This is a genomic window from Metapseudomonas otitidis (genome assembly GCF_900111835.1).
Taxonomy (GTDB): Bacteria; Pseudomonadota; Gammaproteobacteria; order Pseudomonadales; family Pseudomonadaceae; genus Metapseudomonas; species Metapseudomonas otitidis.
Genome location: NZ_FOJP01000022.1, coordinates 67,728 through 90,282, shown reverse-complemented (window position 1 = coordinate 90,282; position 22,555 = coordinate 67,728). Strand labels below are relative to the sequence as shown.

Genomic DNA, 22,555 nt, shown 5'->3' with positions numbered 1-22,555 from the left:
ACAGGGTCGGCGCGGTGGCGGCATTGTAACGGAAGTCCGAGCATGTCGCTCGGACTTGCACGGGCACTTTTCAGGCTGCCACCACCTCCACCGGCACGCCATTCAGCGCGGCATTGCCGGACACGGCATCGAGGAACCGCTCGTCGGTCAGGTCATTGGCACTGGCCCCTGGCAACTCGGCGGCGATGGCCATCATCACACCGGGCCGCCCATGGCCCCAGCCGTGGGGCAGGCTCACCACGCCGGGCATCATCTCCAGGCTCGCGGCCACCTCCACCTCGATGCTGCCGACCCGCGAACGCACCCTCACCCGCTGGCCATCGCTCAGCCCGCGCCGGGCAAGGTCGTCCGGGTGCATGAGCAGCTGGTGGCGCGGCTTGCCCTTCACCAGGCGGTGGTAGTTGTGCATCCAGGAGTTGTTGCTGCGGACATGCCGCCGGCCGATCAGCACCAGCTCGCCGGCCACCGGAGCGGGTTGCTCGGCGAAGCGCGCCAGGTCCTGCATGAACAGCGCCGGGTCGGCCACCACGCGGCGCGCCTCGGTCTTGAGGCGGCCGGCCAGGTTCGGCTTGAGCGGCCCCAGATCCAGCCCGTGGGGATGCTCCGCCAGGCGCTCGACGGAAAGCCCCCAGCTGGAGCGCTCGCCATAGGGGCCGAAGCGCAGCCCCATGTCGATCATCTGCCGAGGCGGCAGGGTCGGCTTCAGCTCCACGCCGGTGCGCGCCGCGAAGGCCTTGGCCATCCCGACGAAGATTTCCCAGTCATCCAGCGCACCGGCCGGCTTGGCCAGCACCAGCTCGTTGAAGCGGGTGACGTTGCGCACTGCGAACAGGTTGAAGGTGGTGTCGTAGTGGTCGTGCTCCAGCGGCGCGGTCGGCGGCAGGATCAGGTCGGCGTAGCGCGTCGTCTCGTTGATGTAGAGGTCGACGCTGACCATGAACTCCAGCCCGTCCAGCGCCTGCTCCAGGCGCCGCCCGTTGGGGGTGGAGAGCACCGGGTTGCCGGCCACGGTGACCAGGGCGCGGATCTGCCCTTCGCCTGGGGTCAGCACCTCCTCGGCCAGGGCCGAGACGGGCAGTTCGCCGCCGTACTCAGGCAACCCGGAGACGCGGCTGTGCCAGCGCCCGAAGTGGCCGCCGGAGGTGGTCGCCACCAGGTCCACTGCCGGCTCGGTGCAGAGCACGCCGCCAGGCTGGTCAAGGTTGCCGGTGACCAGGTTGATCACCTGGATCAGCCACTGGCACAGGCTGCCGAACGCCTGGGTGGACACCCCCATGCGCCCGTAGCACACCGCCCGTTCGGCAGCGGCGAAGTCACGCGCCAGCTGGCGGATCACCGTGGGCTCGATGCCGCAACGCGGCCCCATGGCCTCGGCGGTGAAGGGCGCCACGGCCTGGCGCACGGCGTCGAGGCCGTCCACCGGCAGGTGGCTGGCCCGGCCGAGGCCTTCCTCGAACAGGGTGCTGAGCATGCCCAGCAGCAGGGCGGCGTCCTGGCCCGGCCGCACGAACAGGTGCTGGTCGGCGATGGCGGCCGTCTCGCTGCGCCGCGGGTCCACCACCACCAGGCGCCCGCCCCTGGCCTTGATCGCCTTCAAGCGCTTTTCCACGTCCGGCACCGTCATGATGCTGCCGTTGGAGGCCAGCGGATTGCCGCCGAGGATCAGCATGAAATCGGTGTGGTCGATGTCCGGGATCGGGATCAGCAGCCCATGGCCGTACATCTGGTGGCTCACCAGGTGGTGGGGCAGCTGGTCCACCGAGGTGGCGGAGAAGCGGTTGCGGGTCTTCAGCAATCCGAGGAAGTAGTTGCTGTGGGTCATCAGCCCGTAGTTGTGCACGCTGGGGTTGCCCTGGTAGACGGCGACCGCCTGCTGCCCGTGGCGGGCCTGGATATCGGCCAGTCGCTCGGCCACCAGCGCAAAGGCTTCGTCCCAACCGATGGGCTGCCACTCGCTGCCCGCCCGGCGCATGGGCTGGCGCAGGCGATCAGGGTCGTTCTGGATGTCTTGCAGGGCCACGGCCTTGGGGCAGATATGCCCACGGCTGAAGCTATCCTGCGGGTCGCCCTTGATGGAGAGGATGTGCCGCGAGCCGTCCGCCCGGTCCTCGGTTTCGATGGCCAGGCCGCAGATGGCCTCGCACAGGTGGCACGCACGGTAGTGAACGGACTTGGTCATGGCCTTGCCTCATGTTCTTGTTCGAGACGACCGGTCGGGTCGCAATCGCTGAACTATGGAAGCAGGGCTGCCGCTTGACCAGCGGCTTAAGCGATGTGAATCGGCAGGCATCAAGCCTGCCGATTCGGGTGGTGCGGGCTTACTTGATGGAGCGGATGGTGCCCTTGTTGCCCACAACCTTGGCGCTGACTTTCTTGAACACGAAGTAGTCGTCGATGTTCAGCTCGTAGCGCGGGGCGACGATCAGGTCGGCGCCGGAGTTCTTCACGGCCTTGAAGGCAGCAGCGGACTTCACCGCGCCAACCGGATCGGGACCGAACGGCAGGCCGGCGGAGGCGCCGCCGTAGGTGACGCCGTCAGCGAACTGGCTGTCGCCACCGAACTGGATGAAGTTGAACAGGATGTTCACTTCGGACTGCCCGCTGATCGACTCACCGACGGCAACGTCGGCTTTCAGGTCGGTCTGGACTTCGGCTTCCAGGGCGGAAGACGGCTGGCTGATGTGGTAGCTGCTGCAGCCGGTTACCGAAGCAATCAGCGCCATCAGGGCAGCGGGCATCAGGAACTTTTTCATGTGGTACTCCATGTCTGGGAATGTGCCTCGGTCCTGTTCCACGTCTTGATGGACCGAGCCCCGGACCGGGTCCGATCCGGGGAGGCGACACCCTACAGCCCTGGTTTTTTTCCCATCAGTTCATGACTTCCCAAGCTGCCGTCAGGCTACTCCCCGCCACTTCGACGAAGCATCTGCGGGGCAATTTGCGCCTATGCGTAATTTCCTTATAAGATCGCGCCTTCCCCATTCCGTCGCCCCCGAGCGGCCCAGCCCGCCGGTCCCGCCTGCTTTTCCTCGAAAAACCCGGCCCGGACTTGCGGCCAGCGGCAACAAAAAAGGTAGTCAGCAATGAGCGCAAGGCATTTTCTCTCCCTGATGGATTGCACCCCCCAGGAGCTGAGCAGCCTGATCCGTCGAGCCATCGAGCTGAAGGACCTGCGCCATCGAGGGGTGCTCTACGAGCCGCTCAAGAGCCGCGTGCTGGGGATGATCTTCGAGAAGGCCTCCACCCGTACCCGCCTGTCCTTCGAGGCCGGCATGATCCAGCTCGGCGGCCAGGCGATCTTCCTGTCCCCGCGTGACACCCAACTGGGCCGTGGCGAACCGATCAGCGACTGCGCCATCGTCATGTCGCGCATGCTCGATGCGGTGATGATCCGCACCTTCGCCCACAGCAAGCTGGTGGAGTTCGCCGCCCATTCCCGCGTGCCGGTGATCAACGGCCTGTCGGACGACCTGCACCCCTGCCAGTTGCTGGCCGACATGCAGACCTTCCAGGAGCACCGCGGCTCGATCCAGGGCAAGACCGTGGCCTGGATCGGCGACGGCAACAACATGTGCAACTCCTATATCGAGGCGGCGATCCAGTTCGACTTCCACCTCAACGTCGCCTGCCCCGAGGGCTACGAGCCCAGCGCCGCGCTGGTGGCCCAGGCCGGCGAGCGTGTCCGCGTGATGCGCGACCCGCGCGAAGCGGTGCGTGGCGCCCACCTGGTGAGCACCGACGTCTGGACCTCCATGGGCCAGGAAGAGGAAACCGAACGCCGCCTGGCCCTGTTCGCGCCCTACCAGGTGAACAAGGAAATGCTGGACCTGGCCGATGAAGCGGTTATCTTCATGCACTGCCTGCCGGCGCACCGGGGCGAGGAAATCAGCATGGACCTGCTGGACGATCCCCGTTCAGTGGCCTGGGACCAGGCAGAAAACCGCCTGCACGCCCAGAAGGCGCTGCTGGAATTCCTCGTCGAACACGCGTCCAGAGCATGAGCCACGAACTGCTACTCAACCTGCGTGACCTGAGCTGCGGCTACCAGGATCAGCGCGTCGTCCAGAACCTCAACCTCCACCTCAACGCCGGGGACATCGGTTGCCTGCTGGGCCCCTCGGGCTGCGGCAAGACCACCACCCTGCGCGCCATCGCCGGCTTCGAGCCGGTGCTGGAAGGCGAGATCAGCCTCGCCGGCGAGGTCATCTCCCGCGCCGGCTACACCCTCGCTCCCGAGCGGCGGCGCATCGGCATGGTGTTCCAGGACTACGCCCTGTTCCCCCACCTCACCGTGGAAGAGAACGTCGGCTTCGGCATCCGCAAGCACCCGCAGCGCGAGCGCATCGTCGGCGAGCTGCTGGAGCTGGTGAACCTCTCGGCCCTGGCCAAGCGCTTCCCCAACGAGCTGTCCGGCGGCCAGCAGCAGCGCGTCTCCCTGGCCCGCGCCCTGGCGCCGGAGCCGGCCCTGCTGCTGCTCGACGAACCCTTCTCCAACCTCGATGGCGAACTGCGCCGGCGCCTCAGCCACGAGGTCCGCGACATCCTCAAGGCCCGTGGCACCAGCGCCATCCTGGTCACCCACGACCAGGAGGAAGCCTTCGCCGTTAGCGACCAGGTCGGCGTGTTCAACAAGGGCCACCTGGAGCAGTGGGACACCCCCTACAACCTCTACCACGAGCCGGCGACCCCCTTCGTCGCCAGCTTCATCGGCCAGGGCTACTTCATCCGCGGCCAGCAACTGAGCCCCGACACCGTGCAGACGGAGCTGGGCACCATCCGCGGCAACCGTGCCTACACCTGGCCGGAAGGCAGTGCGGTGGACGTGCTGCTGCGACCGGACGACATCGTCCCCGCCAGCGATGCCGGGCTGAAGGCCACCGTCACCGGCAAGACCTTCCTCGGCGCCGCCACGCTCTATCGCCTGCAACTGCCCACCGGCACCCAGCTGGAAGCCATCTTCCCGAGCCATGCCGACCACGCACCGGGCCAGGAAGTGGGCATCCGCATCGCCGCCGATCACCTGGTGGTGTTCCCCGCCCAGGGCAGCGTCGCCGCCCAGTTACCGGCACAGGACAACGGCGTCCGTCGCTACGTCACCGCCAGTTGATCCCGCCGCGCGTCGGCGAGCCGCTCAAGGCTCGCTGACGCCGTAGCGCCCCATCACCTCACGCAGCTTGCCGTTCTCCCGGTAACGGGCCAGGCCGTCCTCGAAGATCGCGGCGTAGCGTGCGCTGGCAGTCAGCGCCGGGGAAAAGGCCAGGTAGATGGCCACGTCCGGCGAGCGGCAGCCCGCCAGGCGCAGGCGCTCGGAGGGCGGCAAGGTGGATTGCAGGTTGTCCATCACCCAGCTGTTCTCGATGGTCGCATCGAGCCGACCGTGACGGACCTTCTCCATGTTCATGTCCAGCGCCTGGTCGCCCGCCACCACCTGCACCCGGTCGCCGCGACTGCGGTGCATGCGGATGTAGGTGTCGATTTCCTGGCCGTAGCTGTAGCTGTTGATGCTGCCCAGGCGCACCTGCGGCAGCGAGGGCAGCCCCTGGTAGCGCCACGTGGCATCCAGCGCCGTGTAGAAGCACATGCGCGAGATGCCGGGTGCAGTAGGGGTGTAGACGAAGTCCGGTGCGTCCTGGATGCCGGCACCGATCACCGCGTTGACCTTCCCCGCCCGCGCATCGCTCAGCGCCCGAGCCCAGTTGACCACCCGGTACTCCACCTCGATGCCGGACTCGGCAAAGATCTCCCGGGCCAGCTCGACGAAGATTCCCGGGCGGGGCGAATCGGGTTGGCAATTGATCGGGCACCACAGGTCACCGGCAATGACCAGGGTCTCCGCCTTCGGGGAGCCGGAGGCGAACAGGGCAGCCAGGCCGAGGACCAGGGCTGCCGGGATCAGACGTGCATCCTTGATGAACAAGACGAACTCCCTTCATGAGCGGCCAGCCAGGCGTGGAACGCTACCCCTGGGAAGCCTCGCTGCGTACCCGCTGGACGGCATCCAGCCATCCCTCGTAAAGCTTCGCCCGGTGGGCCTCGGCCATGCGCGGCGCAAAGCGCTGCTGGCGATGCCAGTGACGGGCGATTTCGTCCAGGTCCCGGTACAACCCCGCCTTCAGGCCCGCCAGGTAGGCGGCGCCCAGGGCGGTGGTCTCGGTCACCTCGGGGCGTTCGACCGCCACACCGAGGATGTCCGCCAGGAACTGCATGACCCAATTGTTCTCCACCATCCCGCCGTCCACGCGCAGGGCGCTGGGCGCGGCGGCCCCGTCCTGGCGCATGGCTTCCAGCAGATCACGGGTCTGGTAGCACACCGACTGCAGGCCGGCGGTGACGATCTCCTTGATCCCGGTGTCGCGGGTCAGCCCGAAGATCGCGCCCCGGGCCTTCGGGTCCCAGTAGGGCGCACCGAGTCCGGTAAAGGCCGGCACCAGATAGACGCCACAAGCATCCCCGGTCTGTTCCGCCAGTGCCTCGGTATCCCGGGCATGGCTGATCAGCTTGATGCCATCGCGCAGCCACTGAACCGCCGCGCCGGCAACGAAGATACTGCCTTCCACAGCGTAGGTCACCTTCCCATCCAAGCGGTAACCCACGGTAGTCAGCAGGCGATTGCGCGAGGTCACCGGCGTGTCGCCGGTGTTCTGGATCATGAAACAGCCGGTGCCGTAGGTGCTTTTCACCATGCCCGGCTGGAAGCAGGCCTGGCCGATCAGCGCCGCCTGCTGGTCGCCGGCCATGCCCAGCACCGGGATGGCGCTGCCCAGCAGCCCGGCCTCGGTGATGCCGAACTCGGCAGAGCAGTCCAGCACCTCCGGCAGCAGGCTCGGCGGAATGTCGAACAGCTGCGTCAGGTGATCGTCCCAACGCTGCTCATGGATGTTGAACAGCAGCGTGCGCGAGGCGTTGGTGGCATCGGTGCGGTGCACCTTGCCGCCGGTCAGGCGCCACAGCAGGAAGCAGTCCACCGTGCCGAAGCGCAGCTCACCGCGCTCGGCGCGCTCACGGGCGCCCGGCACGTTGTCGAGGATCCAGCGCAGCTTGGTGGCCGAGAAATACGGATCGATCAGCAAACCGGTGCGCCGCGCCACTTCCTCGTCGTGCCCATCGGCCTTGAGGCGGGAGCAGTAGTCGGCGGTGCGGCGGTCCTGCCAGACGATGGCCGGGTGGATCGGCGTGCCGGTCTCGGCGTCCCACACCAGGGTGGTCTCGCGCTGGTTGGTGATGCCGATGGCCGCGATCTGCGATGCCTGCAGCCCGCTCTGGCGAATGGCCTCGCGGCAGACCTTGAGGGTCGTCAGCCAGATTTCCTCGCCGTCGTGCTCCACCCAGCCGTCCTTCGGGAAGTACTGCTTGAACTCCGTCTGGGCGCGGGCGACAGGCAGGCCCTGGGCACTGAATACGATGGCGCGACTGCTGGTCGTGCCCTGGTCGATGGCAAGAAGGTACTGGGCCATTCCGGCTTCCTTGTTGTTATGGAGGGGTCATTCCCGCCCGATGGCGGCGAACTGGGCCTGGGTGTGTTCGGCCAGCACCTGCGCCGCCAGCTCCACTTCCAGGCCACGCCGGCCGGCGCTGACATGAATGGTGGGGTGATCCAGCGCGGAGCGATCGATGAAGGTGCGCAGGCGCTTCTTCTGCCCCAGCGGGCTGATGCCGCCCACCAGGTAGCCGGTGGCGCGCTGCGCCGCATCGGCCGGGGCCATGTCGGCCTTCTTGGCGCCCGCCGCGTGGGCCAGGGCCTTCAGGTCAAGGCTGCCGGCCACCGGCACCACGGCCACCAGCAGCTCGCCCTTCTCGGTGGCCGCCAGCAGGGTCTTGAATACACGCGCCGGGTCCAGCCCGAGCTTTTCCGCCGCCTCCAGGCCATAGGAGGGCGCCTTCGGATCATGGGTATAGCTGAGCACACGGTGCTCGGCCTTGGCCTTCTTGAGCAGGTCGATGGCTGGAGTCATGTTCGATAGTGAAAACAATGCGACGAAGTGGTCGTACCTTAGCTGAAAAGTCGCTCTTCGACAGCCCGCCGCTATAATGCGCGTCAAAAATCCGGGACCCCGTTCATGACCCTGGCACCCCGCCAACAGAACATCCTCGACCTCGCCCGCGAACGCGGCTACGTCAGCATCGACGAACTGGCCCAAGCCTTCGCGGTGACGCCGCAGACCATCCGCCGCGACATCAACCAGCTCGCCGAACAGGGCCTGCTGCGACGCACCCATGGTGGCGCGGCCGCCGATGCCTCGAGCATCCAGAACACCGCCTACGCCATGCGTGCCGGGCAGATGCGCGACGAGAAGCAGCGCATCGCCGAAGCCGTGGCGGCGCAGATCCCTGACCACGCCTCGCTGTTCATCAACATCGGCACCACCACCGAAGCCATCGCCCGCGAACTGATGGGGCACAAGGGCCTGAAGGTGATCACCAACAACCTGCACGTCGCCGCCCAGCTCGCCGACCGACCCGATTTCGAAGTGCTGGTGGCCGGCGGCACGGTGCGCAGCGACGGCGGTATCGTCGGCCCCTCGGCAGTGGACTTCATCCGCCAGTTCAAGGTCGACTTCGCCATCGTCGGCATCAGCGGCATCGACGAGGACGGCAGCCTGCTGGACTTCGACTACCAGGAAGTGCGCGTCTCCCAGGCCATCATCGACAACGCCCGCCAGGTGTTCCTCGCCGCCGACTCCAGCAAATTCGGTCGCAACGCCGTGGTGCGCATGGGCTCCATCGCCCTGGTGGACCGCCTGTTCACCGACCACGTCCCCTCCCCCGCCCTGGCCCGACTGATGGCCGAGCACAAGGTCCAGCTCGAACCGGTCTGACCCCGCCTGCCTTTCGTCGCCCATCCCGCCGTGACCGCTCGGCGGGGGTGGCGATTCGCCTTCGCTTCGTCTAGCATTTTTCGGAAACGAACATTCAAAGTTCACTTTCGATTCAGGTGCCTTGCCATGCCCGCCTCGACGAAGCGCTCCGCGCCCATTTCCGAAGTCTATGACCTGGCCGTGATCGGCGGCGGCATCAACGGTGTCGGCATCGCCGCCGATGCAGCCGGGCGCGGCCTGTCGGTGTTCCTTTGCGAACGCGACGACCTGGCCCAGCACACCTCCTCCGCCAGCAGCAAGCTCATCCACGGCGGCCTGCGCTACCTGGAACACTACGAATTCCGCCTGGTGCGCGAGGCCCTGGCCGAACGCGAAGTGCTGCTGGCCAAGGCGCCGCACATCGTCCGCCCGATGCGTTTCGTGCTGCCCCATCGCCCACACCTGCGCCCGGCGTGGATGATCCGCGCCGGCCTGTTCCTCTACGACCACCTCGGCAAGCGCGAGAAGCTGCCTGGCTCCCGTGGCCTGCGCTTCGGCGTCGGCAGCCCGCTGCAGGCCGGCATCAGCCGTGGCTTCGAATATTCGGATTGCTGGGTCGACGACGCGCGCCTGGTGGTGCTCAACGCCATGAGCGCCCGCGAGCACGGAGCCCACATCCACAGCCGCACCCGCTGCGTCAGCGCCCGGCGCAGCAAGGGCCTGTGGCACATCCACCTGGAACGCGCCGACGGCACCCTGCTGTCGATCCGCTCCCGGGCCCTGGTCAACGCCGCCGGCCCCTGGGTCGCTCGCCTGCTGAAGGACGACCTCAAGCAGAAGTCGCCCTACGGCATCCGCCTGATCCAGGGCAGCCACATCGTCGTGCCCCAACTCTACGAGGGCGAGCACGCCTACATCCTGCAGAACGAGGACCGCCGCATCGTCTTCGCCATCCCCTACCTGGGGCGTTTCACCCTGATCGGCACCACCGACCGCGAGTACCAGGGCGACCCGGCGAAGGTGGCCATCACCGAGGAAGAAACCCGCTACCTGCTCGACGTGGTCAACCAGCACTTCAAGAAGCAGATCAGCGCCGACGACATCCTGCGCACCTACTCCGGCGTGCGCCCGCTGTGCGACGACGAATCCGACGACCCGTCCGCCGTCACCCGCGACTACACCCTGGCGCTGGATGCCCATCCGGGCGAAGCCCCGCTGCTCTCGGTGTTCGGCGGCAAGCTCACCACCTACCGCAAGCTCGCCGAGTCGGCCCTGGCGCAGCTCGCCCCCTTCTTCCCGACCATGGGCGGCAGCTGGACTGCCACCGCCACCCTCCCCGGCGGCGAGTCCATGGACAGCCAGGAGGCCCTGGCCGAAGCCCTGTGCGAGCGATACGGCTGGCTGCCCAACAGCCTGGCCCGACGCTGGGCCGGCACCTACGGCAGCCGCGTGTGGAAACTGCTGGAAGGGGTCGCCAACCTCACCGACCTGGGCGAACACCTGGGCGGCGGCCTCTACGCCCGCGAAGTGGATTACCTGTGCCGCGAGGAATGGGCGCAAGACGCCGAAGACATCCTCTGGCGCCGCACCAAGCAAGGGCTATTCATGACCCCCGGCCAGCAGGAACGCCTCGCCCAATACCTGATCCACCGCGCCCAGGCCGACGCGGCCTGAGGCCTTGCGAGCAGCGCTCGCACCTACATCCCGCCATGAATCGATGCGGTTCGCCGAGCTCACCGCATCCTACGGGCTGCTCCGTCCGTAGGATGGGCTGAGCTGTGCGAAGCCCATCGCTGGGGCGGCACAGCGCCATGAGTGAACCTGACGTAGCCCGGACTTCAGTCCGGGAAGCCCCACCCGCTCCCGGGCTGAAGCCCCGTCTACGAAGACCAGAGGCTTCGCGAGCAGCGCCCGCGCCTACATACCCGCCATGAACAGATGCGGTTCGCCGAGCTCACCGCATCCTACGGGCTGCTCCGTAGGATGGGCTGAGCTGTGCGAAGCCCATCGCTGGGGCTGCACAGCGCCACGAGTGAACCTGACGTAGCCCGGACTTCAGTCCGGGAAGCCCGCCCTGCCCCCCGGGCTGAAGCCCCGTCTACGAAGACCAGAGGCTTCGCGAGCAACGCCCGCGCCTACACCCCCGCGATGAATCGATGCGGTTCGCCGAGCTCACCGCATCCTACGGGCTGCTCCGTAGGATGGGCTGAGCTGTGCGAAGCCCATCGCTGGGGCGGCACAGCGCCATGAATGAACCTGGCGTAGCCCGGACTTCAGTCCGGGAACTCCCACCCCGCTCCCGGGCTGAAGCCCGGGCTACGAAGGCCAGAGGCTTCGCGAGCAACGCTCGAACCTATGTAGGCAGCGCACTCACAACTGCGCGAAGTGCCCGTCCGCCGGCTGCCGGTGGGCCATCAGGTGCGGTAGCACGGCGGCCAGCAGCGGCTCCTTGAAGGCGTCCTGGAAGCGATGGGCGAGCCCGGGGATCAACCGCAGCTCCGCGCCCTTGATATGCGCCGCCACATGCACCCCGTGCATCACCGGCAGCAGCGGGTCGGCGGTGCCGTGCACCACCAGGGTCGGCACGTGCAGGCGGTTGAGCAGTTCCACCCGGCTCGGCTCGGCGAGGATCGCCAGCATCTGCCGCTGCACACCTTCGGGGTTGAACGCCCGGTCATAGGCCCGCGCGGCCTGCTCCAGCAGTTGCGCCCGGTCATCGGTCACCTGCGGGCTGCCCAGGGCGGCCAGCAGATCGGCCTGCTGTTCCAGCGCCACCTGGCGGTTCGGCGCCTCGCGGCGGGCCAGCAGCGCCAGCAAGGCATCGCTGGGCGCCGGCAGGCCCTGGGCGCCGGAACTGGTCATCACCAGGGTCAGGCTCAGCACCCGCTCCGGGGCCATATCCGCCAGGTGCTGGGCGATCATCCCGCCCATGCTGGCGCCGAGCACATGAGCCTCGCGCACCTTCAGCGCGTCCATCAGGTGCAGCGCGTCGCCGGCCATGTCCCGCAGGCTGTACGGCGCCTCCACGGGGAAGCCCAGGCGGTAGCGGATCACTTCATAGGTCAGGTTCGCGCTGGGCGCCGTCTGGGCCCAGGCGGACAGGCCGACATCCCGATTGTCGTAGCGGATGACGCGAAAACCCTGCTCGCACAGCGCCGCCACCACCTCGTCCGGCCAATGGATGAGCTGGCCGCCCAGCCCCATGATCAGCAGCAGGGCCGGGTCATCGGCATCACCGATGCTCTGGTAGGCCAGGCGCACGTCCCCCAGCGCCACCGTCTCGGTGGGTACGTGGGTGTCGCAGCGCGCAGCGGCAAAGGCTGGCAGGCCGCCCAGCAGGGCGACGAGAAGAATGAACAGGCGCATGGTGGAAATCCGGAATGCAGAACCCCAGTGAAGCGCGATTCTGATGAATTCCCGTCGTGCGCTCTGCCACAGAACCGTGACAGTTTGATGAAGGGCGCCCAACGGTCATGGCGCCCTCCTCGCCTCAGCCCCAACGGCGCGTCAGGCGAACTCCGCCCGCAGCTGCCGCGCTGCGGCCACCATGTTCACTAGCGCCGCCTCGGCCTCGGGCCAGCCACGGGTCTTGAGGCCGCAGTCGGGGTTGACCCACAGGCGCTGCGGGTCGATGCGCCGCGCCGCCTTGCGCATCAGCTTGACCATCTCGGCGGTGTCCGGCACCCGGGGCGAGTGGATGTCGTAGACCCCCGGACCGATCTCGTTGGGGTAGGCGAAGGCCTCGAAGGCCTGCAGCAGCTCCATGTCCGAACGGGAGGTCTCGATGGTGATGACGTCCGCGTCCATCGCCGCGATGGACTCGATCACATCGTTGAACTCGCTGTAGCACATGTGGGTGTGGATCTGCGTGTCGTCGCGCACCCCGCTGGCCGCCAGGCGGAAGGCCTCGGTGGCCCACTCCAGGTAATGGGCCCAGCCGCTGTGGCGCAGGGGCAGCCCCTCGCGGAAGGCCGCCTCGTCGATCTGCACGATGCGGATGCCCGCCGCCTCCAGGTCCTGCACCTCGTCGCGGATGGCCAGCGCCAGCTGGCGCGCCTGCACCTCGCGGGGCACGTCCTCGCGGGGGAAGGACCACATCAGCATGGTCACCGGCCCGGTGAGCATGCCCTTCATCCACTTGCCGGTCAGGCCCTGGGCATAGCGGATCCACTCCACCGTCATCGGCGCCGGACGCGACAGGTCGCCGATGATGATCGCCGGCTTCACACAGCGCGAGCCGTAGCTCTGCACCCAACCGAAGCGGCTGAACACATAGCCGTCCAGCTGCTCGGCGAAGTACTCCACCATGTCGTTGCGCTCTGCCTCGCCGTGCACCAGCACGTCCAGCCCGAGGCGCTCCTGCACCTCCACCGCGTGGCGGATCTCGGCCTGCATCGCCTCGGTGTAGGCCGCCGCCGACAGGCTGCCCTGGCGGTAGGCCTGGCGTGCCAGGCGGATGGAAGCCGTCTGCGGGAAGGAGCCGATGGTGGTGGTGGGGAACGCCGGCAAGCCCAGGCGCTCGCGCTGGCGGACGATGCGCTGCTCGAAGGGCGACTGGCGCTGGCTGTCCTGCGGGCGAATGGCCGCCAGGCGCGCCGCCACCTCGGGCTTGTGGATGCGGGTGCTGGCCGCACGGGCCGCCAACGCTTCGCGGTTTGTAGCCAGGGCGGTGAGCACCTCGGGGTGCTCCGGTTCGCGCAGGGCGCGGGCCAGCAGCGCCAGTTCGGCGCACTTCTGCACGGCAAAGGCGAGCCAGCCCTTCACCTCGGCGTCCAGGCGATCCTCACGGGTCAGGTCCACCGGGCAGTGCAACAGCGAGCAGGAAGGCCCGACCCACAGCCGATCCCCCAGGCGCTCATGGGCGTGGCGCAACACCTCCAGCGCGCGGTCCAGGTCGCAGCGCCAGACGTTGCGGCCGTTCACCACGCCGAGGGACAGCACCTTGTAGGCCGGCAACCGGTCGAGGATGGTCGGGTACTGCTCGGGGGCGCGCACCAGGTCGATGTGCAGGCCGTCCACCGGCAGGCTGGCGGCCAGCCCGAGGTTGTCCTCCAGGCCGCCGAAATAGGTGGCCACCAGTTTGCGCAGCGGCTCGCGCTGCAGCAGGTTGTAGGCCCGCTCGAAGGCGGTGCGCCAGTCCTGGGGCAGGTCCAGGGCGAGGATCGGCTCGTCGATCTGTACCCACTCCACGCCCTGCTCGGCCAGGCGCTGGAAGATCTCGCCGTACACCGGCAGCAGCTGCTCCAGCAGGTCCAGGCGGTCGAAGGCACCGCCCTTGGCCTTGCCCAGCCAGAGGTAGGTCAGCGGGCCGAGCACCACCGGCTTCACCGCGTGGCCCAGCGCCAGGGCTTCGTCGACCTCCTCGAAGAGCTGTTCCCAACCGAGGTGGAAGGTCTGGCCGGCGCTGAATTCGGGGACCAGGTAGTGGTAGTTGCTGTCGAACCACTTGGTCAGCTCCTGGGCGTGTCCGCCGCAGCAGCCAGCCCCCACGCCACGGGCCATGGCGAACAGGGTCGCCAGGGTGGCGCGACCGTCGGCCGGGCGGAAGCGCTCCGGCACCGCGCCGACCATCAGGGAATGGGTGAGCACCTGGTCGTACCAGGCAAAGTCGCCCACCGGCAGCAGTTCGATGCCCGCCTCGGCCTGCAGGCGCCAGTGCTCGGCGCGCAGGGTGCGGCCCACGTCGCGCAGGCCGGCTTCGTCCAGCTCGCCCTTCCAATGGGCTTCAAGGGCCTTCTTCAGCTCGCGATCGCGACCAATGCGGGGAAAGCCGAGGGAATGTACCCGGACCATGTCTGTCTCCTTGTCTGTGAATGCCGGGCATTCTGGGCACCCACAGAACATGAGACAAACTCATAAAATTCTCTTTCAACTCAAGAAACGCTCATACAAAACCGAGCACTCAGGTGCCCGACTTGAAGCGCGTGAAGGCCCGGGTCAGGGCGCGGTTGAAGGCCGAGCCGTTGTCGTTCTTGGTATACAGCCGGGCGCGCACCTCGGCCGGCGGGTAGGTGCCGGGGTCGGTGAGGATCGCCGGGTCCACCGTGGCCGAGGCCGCCGTCACCGCGTTGGCGTAGCCGATGCTGTTGGTGATCGGGCCGATCACGTCCGGCCGCATGAGGAAGTCCATCAGCGCCAGCCCCTCGCGGGGGTGCGGCGCATCCGCCGGGATGACCATCGCATCGAACCAGATCTGCGCGCCCTCCCGCGGAATCGAATAGCGGATGTGGTACGGCTTGCCGGCCTGGGTCGCCTGGCTGGCGGCCACCGTGGCGTTGCCGTTCCAGGCCATCGCCAGGCAGGTGTTGCCGTTGGCCAGGTCGTTGATGTTGCGGTCGTTGGCGAAGTAGCGGATCGAGGGGCGGATCGTCGCCAGGTGCTCGGCGGCCTTCTTCAGGTCGTCCAGGTTCTGGCGGTTGATGTCCAGGCCGAGGTAGCGCATGGCCGCGCCGAACACCTCGTTGGGGTCGTCCAGCAGGCTCACCCCGCAGTCGGCGAAGCGCGCCACCACCGCCGGGTCCATCAGCATCGCCCAGCTGTCCACCGGGGCATCGGCCATGCGTGTGCGGATGGCCTCCTCCTGGTAGCCGAAGCCGGTGGTGCCCCAGGCGTAGAGCCCGGCGTAGCGGTTGCCCGGGTCGAAGGCCGCCATGTGCTGGACGAATTCATCCCCCAGCCCGGCGAAGTTCGGCAGCACGCCCTTGTCCAACGGTTGGATGGCGCCGCTGCGGATCGCCCGCTGCAGGTGCTGGCCGGCGGTCAGCACCAGGTCGTAGCCGCTGTGGCCGGTGAGCAGCTTGGTCTCCATCGCCTCCAGGGAGTCAAAGTGGTCGGCCACCACGCGGATGCCCGTCTCGGCCTGGAAGCGCGAGAGGGTATCCGGTGCCATGTACTCGCCCCAGATGAACAGGTTGACCTGCCGGGGCGCGTCCTCGGCCTGGGCACACAGGCCCAGGCCGAGCAGGAGTGCGGCTGCGAGCGAGCGCATGGTGAGCCTCCTAGCGCTGCCGCGCGGCGTATTGCGGCATGGTGATGCAGGCGACGTTGCCGCCCCCCAGGAGGATCTCGCGGGAGAAACCGATGCCGAGGATGCGGTGCTGCGGGAACAGCTCCGCCAGGGTGGCCTGGGCGACCACGTCGCACGGGTCGTTGAACAGCGGCAGCACGATGGCCGAGTTGCCGGCGTAGTAGTTGATGTACGACGCACAGATGCGGGTGCCGGCCTCGCGCAGATGGGTGCCGTCCACCTGGTCCAGCCCCTCGGCTTCCTCCGCCGTCCACTCCAGCACGCGCGGTTGCGGCAGCTTGTGCACCTCCAGCGCGCGACCACGGGCGTCACGGGTGCTGCGCAGGATGTCGTAGGCCTCCTGGTAGATCTCCCACTGCGGGTCGCTGCGGTCGTCGGTCCACTGCATCACCACCACGCCGGGGCGCACGAAGCAGGCCAGATCGTCGATGTGGCCATCGGTCTCGTCGAACTTGCAGCCACGGGGCAGCCAGATGACCTGGTCGGCGCCCAGGTAGTCGCACAGGCGCCCGGTCATTTCCGTCTTGCCCAGGTGGGCGTTGCGGTTGCGGTTGAGCAGACATTGCTCGGTGGTCAGCAGGGTGCCCTGCCCGTCGCTCTGGATGCCGCCCATCTCGGCGATGAAGGGCGCGCGGTAACGGTCGTAGCCCTCGATCTCGAGGATCTTCTGGGCGATCTGGTCGTCCTTGTCCCAGGGGTAGTAGAGGCCGCCATCGAGGCCGCCGTAGGCGTTGAACTCGAAGTCCACGCCACGCACCTCGCCGGTGGCGTCGTTGACCAGGAAGGCCGGGCCGCTGTCGCGGAACCAGGTGTCGTTGCAGGTCATCTCCACCACCCGCACGTGCTCGGGCAGCAGGCGGCGGGCGTTGGCGTATTGCGCTGCCGAGGCGCAGACGGTGACCGGCTCGCTGCTGGCGATGGCGCTGACGATCTGCACCCAGACCTTCTGCGCCGGCTTGGCGCCGTTGCGCCACACGTCCGGGCGCTCCGGCCAGCCGAGCCAGCAGCGGGCCTTGGGTTCGAATTCACCGGGCAGGCGGAAGCCGTCGGCCTTGGGCAGGGAAGTCAGGGTGCGTGCCATGTTCAGGTCCTCGTGGGGGATGGGAATGCCCCGACAGTACCCGCGCCGACGCGGCGGCGACCAATGACCTTTTTCGCTTAACCCCTGAATTCAATTCACATATCGGCCAGTTGATCACTGAACCAGTCGACGAATTGCGCCACCGCCGGCTTGTCCAGCCGCAGGCGCTCGCACACCAGCGCGTACTGCCCGAGGGACGGCACCTGGGCCGCGAACGGCCGCACCAGCCGGCCGCTGGCCAGGTCCTCGGCACTGGTGAGGTTGTCGCCGATGGCCACCCCCTGGCCCCGCGCCGCCGCCTCCATGGTCAGCCCCGCGTGGCCCAGGTACAGGTGCCGGGCCGGACGCAGGTCGGCGGCGTGGGTGGCCAGCCAGGCGTTCCAGGTCTTGCCGTCCTGGTCGTCGTGCAGCAGGCAGTGGCGCGCCAGGTCGCGGGGGTGCTTGAGGGGCGACTGGTTGAACAGGCCCGGGCTGCACACCGGGAAGAACTGCAGGGTCGGCAGCGGCCGCACGAAGTAGCCGCTGGCGTCCTCCGGACCGGTGCCGTAGATGATCGCCAGGTCCATCTCCGCACCGGGCAGCTGCGCCTCCAGCGGCTGCTCGTGCAGGTGCAGGGTGATCTGCGGGTGGCGCTCGGCAAAATCCGCCAGCCGCCCCACCAGCCACTTCTGCGCCAGCTCGGTGGTCACCGCCACCCGCAGCTGGGCCTGGGAACCAGGGTCGCGCAGCTCGTCGCAGGCATCGAGGATCAGCTCGAAGGCCTGCTGCAGGCTGTGCAACAGGCGCCGCGCCGGCGCACTGGGGCGAACCTGGCGCCCCTCGCGCTCGAACAGCGCCACCCCGAGCTGCTCCTCCAGCTGGCGGATCTGGTGGCTCACCGCGCTGTCGGTGACGCACAGCTCCTGGGCAGCACGGCCGAAATGCGCATGGCGCGCGGCCGCCTCGAAGGTGCGCAGGGCGGTGAGCGAAGGCAGGCGACGCATGGCAGAAGGCTCCCGGAAACGGACGGCGCATGCTGGCGCAAGCCACAGGCTGCGACAAGGGCGCCGCTCGACACCCACACGATGGATGAAGGAAACTCATGGCCCTTCGATTCTTCACCAGTTCCATTCATGGACGGGAGCCCACGCATGCTCGAAGTACGCCACCTCAAGACCCTGCATGCCCTGCGCGAGGCCGACAGCCTGGTGGAGGCCGCCGAGCGCCTGCACCTCACCCAGTCGGCCCTCTCCCACCAGTTCAAGGAGCTGGAGGAGCGCCTCGGCCTGCCCCTGTTCATCCGCAAGACCAAGCCGGTGCGTTTCACCAGCGCCGGCCTGCGCCTGCTGCAACTGGCCGACAGCCTGCTGCCGCAGATGCGCGCCGCCGAACGCGACCTGGCGCGCCTGGCCGGTGGCACCGCCGGGCGCCTGCACATGGCCATCGAGTGCCACAGCTGCTTCCAGTGGCTGATGCCCACCATCGACCAGTTCCGCGACGCCTGGCCGGAAGTGGAGCTGGACCTGGCCTCGGGCTTCTCCTTCGCCCCGCTGCCGGCCCTGGCCCGGGGCGACCTGGACCTGGTGGTGACCGCCGACCCCATCGAACTGCCGGGCATCAGCTACGTGCCGCTGTTCACCTACGAGGCACTGCTGGCCGTGGCCAACCAGCACCCGCTGGCGGGCAAACCCTACGTGGTGCCCGAGGACCTGGAGAGCGAAACCCTGATCACCTACCCGGTGGAGCGCGACCGCCTGGACGTGTTCACCCGCTTCCTCGAACCGGCCGACGTCGAGCCCGCGCAGATCCGCACGGCTGAGCTGACGGTGATGATGATGCAGCTGGTGGCCAGCGGCCGCGGCGTGTGCTGCCTGCCCAACTGGGCGCTGCACGAGTACAGCTCGCGGGGCTACGTCACCGCCAAGCGCCTGGGCGACAAGGGCCTGTACGCCACCCTGCACGCCGCCATACGCGCCGACATGCTCGACGCCCCCTTCATGCGCGACTTCCTGCTCACCGCCAAGGACACCTCCTTCGCCACCCTCGAAGGCGTCAGCGCCGCACGTTGATGCGCACTCCACCGACACCCTCCCTGTAGGGCCGACTTCAGTCGCCCAGCGGTGCGCAGCGCCGCCAGTGGCTTCGCGAGCAGAGCTCGCTCCTACGAGGAAGCACGCGCCAGCCAAGTAGCCCGGGCTTCAGCCCGGGACCGCGCGCGCCATCCGCCGCTCATGCTCGATCAGCCAGCGTTTGCGCCACAGCCCGCCGCCGTAGCCGGTGAGGGAGCCGTCGGAGCCGATGATGCGGTGGCAGGGGATGACGATGGCGATCTGGTTGGTGCCATTGGCGCAGGCGACGGCGCGTACCGACGAGGGCGAGCCGATGGCGCGGGCCAGGTCGGCGTAGCTGCAGGTGATGCCGAAGGGGATCTCGCGCAGGGCCTGCCACACGCTGCGGGTGAAGGCCGAGGCGCCCATGGCCAGCGGCGTGGCGAAGACCACCGGTTCGCCGGCGAAGTAACGCGAAAGCTCCGCCTCGATCTGGTCGATGAGGGCGAAGCGGCCGAAGCCGATGCTGGTGCCGGTGAGTTTCTGCAGGTTCTTCAATTCGTTGGCCAGGGCCGGCCGGTCGAAGAACTCCAGCAGGTGCAGGGATTGCGCGTCCGCCACCGCCAGCATCACGCCCAGGGGCGTTTCCAGCCAGTCGGCCTTGAGCAGCTCGCGCCCGCGCAGGTGCGACGGCGGTTCGCCCAGCAGGCGGGTGAAGGCGCTGCGGAAGCCGCTGTCGGAGTCGAAGCTGGCGCTCACCTGGGCGTCCACCACCCGCGCCCCGGCGGAAAGCTGGGCCAGGCCCTGGCCGATGCGGCGCAGGCGGGCCATTTCGAGGAAGGTCACGCCGAAATGGCGCTTGAAGGCACGGCGCACCGTGGACGGGTCGTGGCCGAGGGCGACGAGGTCGTCTTCCAGCCAGCGCCGCTCCTGGTCCTGCTCCAGCAGCGCGACCAGCTCCTTGACCAGCGGCTCCCGGGCGCCCACCTGGTCCAGCGGACGGCAGCGCAGGCAGGGCCGGAAACCCGCCTCGACACAGGCCTTGATGCTGCCGAAGAACACCGAGTTCTCCCGCTTGGGCTTGCGCGCGGCGCAGGTCAGGCGGCAGAACACCCCGGTGCTCTTGACCCCGACGAAGGCAAAGCCCTCATAGGCCGGGTCGCGCTCCAGCAGCGCCTGGTAGAGGGTCTCGTCATCGGGTAGCGAATCGAACAGCGGGGCATCCATGGCCGGCTCCGGAACCGTGGGAAAAAGAGCGCCCACTTTATGCCAGGAAACCGTCCTGTGCCGCCTTGGATCGGGCGTCCATTCCACGGGGCGGGCGAGCAGGGTGCCCGCCCTCCCCGACGTGGCCATCAGGCCTCTTCGAAGTGCAACTCCGGCGGCTGGCGACGGAAGCCGCCGGTGAGCCAGGCGAGGTAGATAACCCCCAGGGCCAGCCAGGAGAGGCCGAGGATGATCGCCAGGTGGTCGAGGCTGATCATCAGCCACAGGGTGGAGACCATGCCGATCAGCGGGCAGACCACGAACAGCAGCGCCTCGCGCGGGCCGCGCTGATCGCTGCGCAGCCAGTAATGGAAGATCACCGACAGGTTCACCAGGCTGAAGGCCAGGAAGGCACCGAAGTTGATGAAGGAGGTGGAGGTGGTCACGTCCATCTTCAGCGCCAGCAGGGCCACCACGCCGCACAGCACGATGCTGCCCACCGGGGTGCCGAAGCGCTCGCTGAGGCGGCCGAACAGGGACTGCGGCAGCACGCCGTCGCGGCCCATGGCGAACAGCAGGCGCGAGGCGCTGGCCTGGGCGGAGAGGCCCGAGGTGAACTGGCCGACGATCAGGCCGATGAGGAACACCGAGACGAACACATCGCCACCGATGTTGCGGGCGATCTCGTAGGCCGCCGAATCCGCGCTCTGGAACTCGATGGACGGGTGCGCCAGCTGCACGAAGTAGGAGGTGACGATGAAGATCAGCCCGCCGATCAGGGTGATCAGCAGGATCGCCCTGGGAATGGTCCGGCGCGGGTCGCGGGTCTCTTCGGTGAGGGTGCTCACCGCATCGAAGCCGAGGAAGGAGTAGCAGGCGATGGCCGCGCCGCTCATCACCAGCGGCAGGTTCAGGCCCTCGCCGACGAAGGGCGCCAGGGACCACAGCGGCTTGCTCGCATCGCCCAGCACGTAGTGCACGCAAAGCGCGACGAAGGCCAGCAGCACCAGGAACTGCACCAGCATCAGCGCGCCGTTGACGGTCTTGGCCAGCTTCAGCCCGACCACGTTGATGGCCGTGGTGACGCCGATGAAGGCCAGCACCCAGAGCGCCTGGGGCACGTCGGGGAAGGCCGAGTGCAGGTAGGCCGCGCCGATCAGCCAGATGGCCATGGGCAGGAACAGGTAGTCCAGCAGCACCGCCCAGCCGGCGAGGAAGCCCAGCTTGGGGCTGATGGATTTGCGCACGTAGGTGTAGGCCGAGCCGGCCACCGGGAAGGCGGCGGCCATCCGCGCGTAGCTCAGCGCGGTGAACAGCATGGCCAGGGAGGCGGCCACGTAGGCGGCGGGCACCAGGCCCTGGGTGACGTCGGCGAGGATGCCGAAGGTGCCGAGGACGATGATCGGGGTCATGTACGCGATGCCGAACAGCACCACGGACCCCAGCGACAGGGTGCGCTGAAGACGAGCCATTACTGCTACTCCGAATTGTTGGTTGTTATGGCAGAGCCGAAGTCGGCGAAGGTGGAGCGACCGCCTCGAACGGGCGGCCAGGCGGGCGCCCTGCAGGCGCCCGTCAGATCGTGATTCAGGGGATCAGCCACTCGCGCAGGCCGCCCTCGTGCTCGACCAGCCGGCCGGGCAGGTGCAGGCGGCGTTCGTCGAGGTAGCGGTAGTCGCTGCGGGCGGCGGCGAGCTGGGCCAGGTCCAGTTCGATGACCTGCCGGCACGCCTCGCGCCCGGCTTCCAGCAGCAGGTGGCCGAAGGGGTCGACCACGGCGCTGCCACCGGCGAACACCAGCCCGCCGTCGCCCTCGCCCACGCGGTTCACCATCACGGCGAAGGCCTGGTTCTCCATGGCGCGGCCCATGATCGCGGTGCGGTGGGTGGGGCCGTAGGGGTCCATGTTGCCGTTGGTGACGATGATCAGCTCGGCGCCGAGCTGGCCAAGGGCGCGGGCGCTCTCGGGGAACTCGATGTCGAAGCAGATCAGCAGGCCCACGCGCACGCCCTTGTACAGGCAGGTGGCGTAGCGGTCGCCGGGGGTGAAGATGCCGCGGTCGGAGGCCCACAGGTGGGTCTTGCGGTACGTCAGGGCGATGCCTTCGGGGGTGATGAGCAGCGTGGTGTTGTAGTAGGTGCCGGCGTCGTTCTCGGCGATGCCGATGGCCACGGCGACGTCGTGCTCGCGGGCGGCACGCCGCACGGCCTGGACGGTGGGGCCATCCAGCGGTTCGGCGACGGCGGCGATGTTCTCGGCGGTGGGGAAGCCCATCAGGTGGGTCTCCGGGAACACCACCAGGTCGGTGTCGGCGGCGCAGGCGGCGATGGCTTCCAGGGCAGCGGCGAGGTTGTGGGCGGTATCGCCGTCACGACCGGTGAGCTGGACGAGTTCGACCTTCATGGGCACTCCTGATTCT

At 68.2% G+C, this 22,555-nt stretch carries 18 protein-coding genes; 5 read left to right on the top strand and 13 right to left on the bottom strand.

Annotated features, from left to right (window positions below):
- Positions 1-70: 70 nt before the first annotated feature.
- Positions 71-2,179 (bottom strand): molybdopterin oxidoreductase family protein, encoded by a 2,109-nt coding sequence (locus tag BM198_RS25315; RefSeq protein ID WP_074973408.1) that lies wholly within the window; start codon positions 2,177-2,179, stop codon positions 71-73.
- A 139-nt stretch (positions 2,180-2,318) separates the two neighbouring features.
- Positions 2,319-2,753, bottom strand: a complete 435-nt coding sequence (locus tag BM198_RS25310; protein WP_074973406.1) for a hypothetical protein — start codon at positions 2,751-2,753, stop codon at positions 2,319-2,321.
- Positions 2,754-3,083: 330 nt separating this feature from the next.
- On the opposite strand from BM198_RS25310, the gene argF reads away from it, so the two are divergent.
- Together argF and BM198_RS25300 are read left to right on the top strand one after the other, a co-directional pair.
- Positions 3,084-4,001 (top strand): ornithine carbamoyltransferase, encoded by a 918-nt coding sequence (gene argF, locus BM198_RS25305; RefSeq protein ID WP_044414430.1) that lies wholly within the window; start codon positions 3,084-3,086, stop codon positions 3,999-4,001.
- The gene (locus tag BM198_RS25300) at positions 3,998-5,107 is read left to right on the top strand and encodes an ABC transporter ATP-binding protein (protein ID WP_074973403.1); all 1,110 of its coding nucleotides are present in this window, start codon (positions 3,998-4,000) and stop codon (positions 5,105-5,107) included. The genes argF and BM198_RS25300 overlap by 4 nt, the downstream gene beginning before the upstream one ends.
- A gap of 24 nt (positions 5,108-5,131) precedes the next feature.
- Here BM198_RS25300 and BM198_RS25295 read toward each other — a convergent pair whose 3' ends face one another.
- The 3 genes from BM198_RS25295 to ybaK are packed head-to-tail and all read right to left on the bottom strand — an operon-like array spanning position 5,132 to position 7,952.
- Positions 5,132-5,917, bottom strand: a complete 786-nt coding sequence (locus BM198_RS25295; RefSeq protein WP_052807682.1) for a substrate-binding periplasmic protein — start codon at positions 5,915-5,917, stop codon at positions 5,132-5,134.
- Between the two features lie 40 nt (positions 5,918-5,957).
- Positions 5,958-7,454, bottom strand: coding sequence for a glycerol kinase GlpK (glpK, locus tag BM198_RS25290; protein WP_074973401.1), 1,497 nt, complete (start codon positions 7,452-7,454; stop codon positions 5,958-5,960).
- Between the two features lie 27 nt (positions 7,455-7,481).
- The gene (gene ybaK, locus BM198_RS25285; RefSeq protein WP_044414438.1) at positions 7,482-7,952 is read right to left on the bottom strand and encodes a Cys-tRNA(Pro) deacylase; all 471 of its coding nucleotides are present in this window, start codon (positions 7,950-7,952) and stop codon (positions 7,482-7,484) included.
- 105 nt (positions 7,953-8,057) lie between these two features.
- On the opposite strand from ybaK, the gene BM198_RS25280 reads away from it, so the two are divergent.
- Positions 8,058-8,816, top strand: a complete 759-nt coding sequence (locus BM198_RS25280; RefSeq protein ID WP_074973398.1) for a DeoR/GlpR family DNA-binding transcription regulator — start codon at positions 8,058-8,060, stop codon at positions 8,814-8,816.
- Between the two features lie 126 nt (positions 8,817-8,942).
- The gene (glpD, locus tag BM198_RS25275; RefSeq protein ID WP_074973396.1) at positions 8,943-10,469 is read left to right on the top strand and encodes a glycerol-3-phosphate dehydrogenase; all 1,527 of its coding nucleotides are present in this window, start codon (positions 8,943-8,945) and stop codon (positions 10,467-10,469) included.
- A 696-nt stretch (positions 10,470-11,165) separates the two neighbouring features.
- On the opposite strand, the gene BM198_RS25270 is transcribed toward glpD, so the two are convergent.
- From BM198_RS25270 to BM198_RS25250, 5 genes are all read right to left on the bottom strand, one after another.
- Positions 11,166-12,161 carry an alpha/beta fold hydrolase gene (locus BM198_RS25270; RefSeq protein WP_044414444.1) on the bottom strand — a complete coding sequence of 332 codons (996 nt, stop codon included), beginning with the start codon at positions 12,159-12,161 and terminating at the stop codon, positions 11,166-11,168.
- 141 nt (positions 12,162-12,302) lie between these two features.
- A complete protein-coding gene (gene metE, locus BM198_RS25265) occupies positions 12,303-14,588 on the bottom strand; it encodes a 5-methyltetrahydropteroyltriglutamate--homocysteine S-methyltransferase (RefSeq protein WP_074973394.1) in 2,286 nt (761 codons plus the stop codon).
- A gap of 109 nt (positions 14,589-14,697) precedes the next feature.
- On the bottom strand, positions 14,698-15,783 hold the full coding sequence (locus BM198_RS25260) for an extracellular solute-binding protein (protein ID WP_074973392.1): 1,086 nt from the start codon (positions 15,781-15,783) through the stop codon (positions 14,698-14,700).
- A gap of 10 nt (positions 15,784-15,793) precedes the next feature.
- Positions 15,794-16,903 (bottom strand): agmatine deiminase, encoded by a 1,110-nt coding sequence (gene aguA, locus BM198_RS25255; protein WP_074973389.1) that lies wholly within the window; start codon positions 16,901-16,903, stop codon positions 15,794-15,796.
- Between the two features lie 95 nt (positions 16,904-16,998).
- Positions 16,999-17,886, bottom strand: a complete 888-nt coding sequence (locus BM198_RS25250) for a LysR substrate-binding domain-containing protein (RefSeq protein ID WP_074973387.1) — start codon at positions 17,884-17,886, stop codon at positions 16,999-17,001.
- A 147-nt stretch (positions 17,887-18,033) separates the two neighbouring features.
- Here BM198_RS25250 and metR point away from each other — a divergent pair, with 147 nt between their 5' ends.
- On the top strand, positions 18,034-18,951 hold the full coding sequence (gene metR / locus BM198_RS25245) for a transcriptional regulator MetR (RefSeq protein ID WP_074973385.1): 918 nt from the start codon (positions 18,034-18,036) through the stop codon (positions 18,949-18,951).
- A gap of 129 nt (positions 18,952-19,080) precedes the next feature.
- Here the strand turns inward: metR and BM198_RS25240 are convergent, their stop codons facing one another.
- From BM198_RS25240 to BM198_RS25230, 3 genes are all read right to left on the bottom strand, one after another.
- Positions 19,081-20,157, bottom strand: coding sequence for a bifunctional transcriptional activator/DNA repair enzyme AdaA (locus BM198_RS25240; RefSeq protein ID WP_074973383.1), 1,077 nt, complete (start codon positions 20,155-20,157; stop codon positions 19,081-19,083).
- A 128-nt stretch (positions 20,158-20,285) separates the two neighbouring features.
- Positions 20,286-21,608 carry an APC family permease gene (locus BM198_RS25235; RefSeq protein ID WP_074973379.1) on the bottom strand — a complete coding sequence of 441 codons (1,323 nt, stop codon included), beginning with the start codon at positions 21,606-21,608 and terminating at the stop codon, positions 20,286-20,288.
- Positions 21,609-21,723: 115 nt separating this feature from the next.
- Positions 21,724-22,539: a carbon-nitrogen hydrolase family protein gene (locus BM198_RS25230; RefSeq protein ID WP_074973377.1), complete on the bottom strand. Its 816-nt coding sequence runs from the start codon at positions 22,537-22,539 to the stop codon at positions 21,724-21,726.
- Positions 22,540-22,555: the final 16 nt, after the last annotated feature.

Coding starts and splice junctions, on each gene's coding strand:
- glpK (WP_074973401.1), bottom strand. CDS start 7,454: ATGGCCCAGTACCTTCTTGCCATCGACCAGGGCACGACCAGCAGTCGC.
- BM198_RS25250 (WP_074973387.1), bottom strand. CDS start 17,886: ATGCGTCGCCTGCCTTCGCTCACCGCCCTGCGCACCTTCGAGGCGGCC.
- metE (WP_074973394.1), bottom strand. CDS start 14,588: ATGGTCCGGGTACATTCCCTCGGCTTTCCCCGCATTGGTCGCGATCGC.
- BM198_RS25280 (WP_074973398.1), top strand. CDS start 8,058: ATGACCCTGGCACCCCGCCAACAGAACATCCTCGACCTCGCCCGCGAA.
- ybaK (WP_044414438.1), bottom strand. CDS start 7,952: ATGACTCCAGCCATCGACCTGCTCAAGAAGGCCAAGGCCGAGCACCGT.
- BM198_RS25270 (WP_044414444.1), bottom strand. CDS start 12,161: ATGCGCCTGTTCATTCTTCTCGTCGCCCTGCTGGGCGGCCTGCCAGCC.
- metR (WP_074973385.1), top strand. CDS start 18,034: ATGCTCGAAGTACGCCACCTCAAGACCCTGCATGCCCTGCGCGAGGCC.
- BM198_RS25240 (WP_074973383.1), bottom strand. CDS start 20,157: ATGGATGCCCCGCTGTTCGATTCGCTACCCGATGACGAGACCCTCTAC.
- BM198_RS25310 (WP_074973406.1), bottom strand. CDS start 2,753: ATGAAAAAGTTCCTGATGCCCGCTGCCCTGATGGCGCTGATTGCTTCG.
- BM198_RS25300 (WP_074973403.1), top strand. CDS start 3,998: ATGAGCCACGAACTGCTACTCAACCTGCGTGACCTGAGCTGCGGCTAC.
- BM198_RS25260 (WP_074973392.1), bottom strand. CDS start 15,783: ATGCGCTCGCTCGCAGCCGCACTCCTGCTCGGCCTGGGCCTGTGTGCC.
- argF (WP_044414430.1), top strand. CDS start 3,084: ATGAGCGCAAGGCATTTTCTCTCCCTGATGGATTGCACCCCCCAGGAG.
- BM198_RS25230 (WP_074973377.1), bottom strand. CDS start 22,539: ATGAAGGTCGAACTCGTCCAGCTCACCGGTCGTGACGGCGATACCGCC.
- aguA (WP_074973389.1), bottom strand. CDS start 16,903: ATGGCACGCACCCTGACTTCCCTGCCCAAGGCCGACGGCTTCCGCCTG.
- BM198_RS25315 (WP_074973408.1), bottom strand. CDS start 2,179: ATGACCAAGTCCGTTCACTACCGTGCGTGCCACCTGTGCGAGGCCATC.
- BM198_RS25235 (WP_074973379.1), bottom strand. CDS start 21,608: ATGGCTCGTCTTCAGCGCACCCTGTCGCTGGGGTCCGTGGTGCTGTTC.
- glpD (WP_074973396.1), top strand. CDS start 8,943: ATGCCCGCCTCGACGAAGCGCTCCGCGCCCATTTCCGAAGTCTATGAC.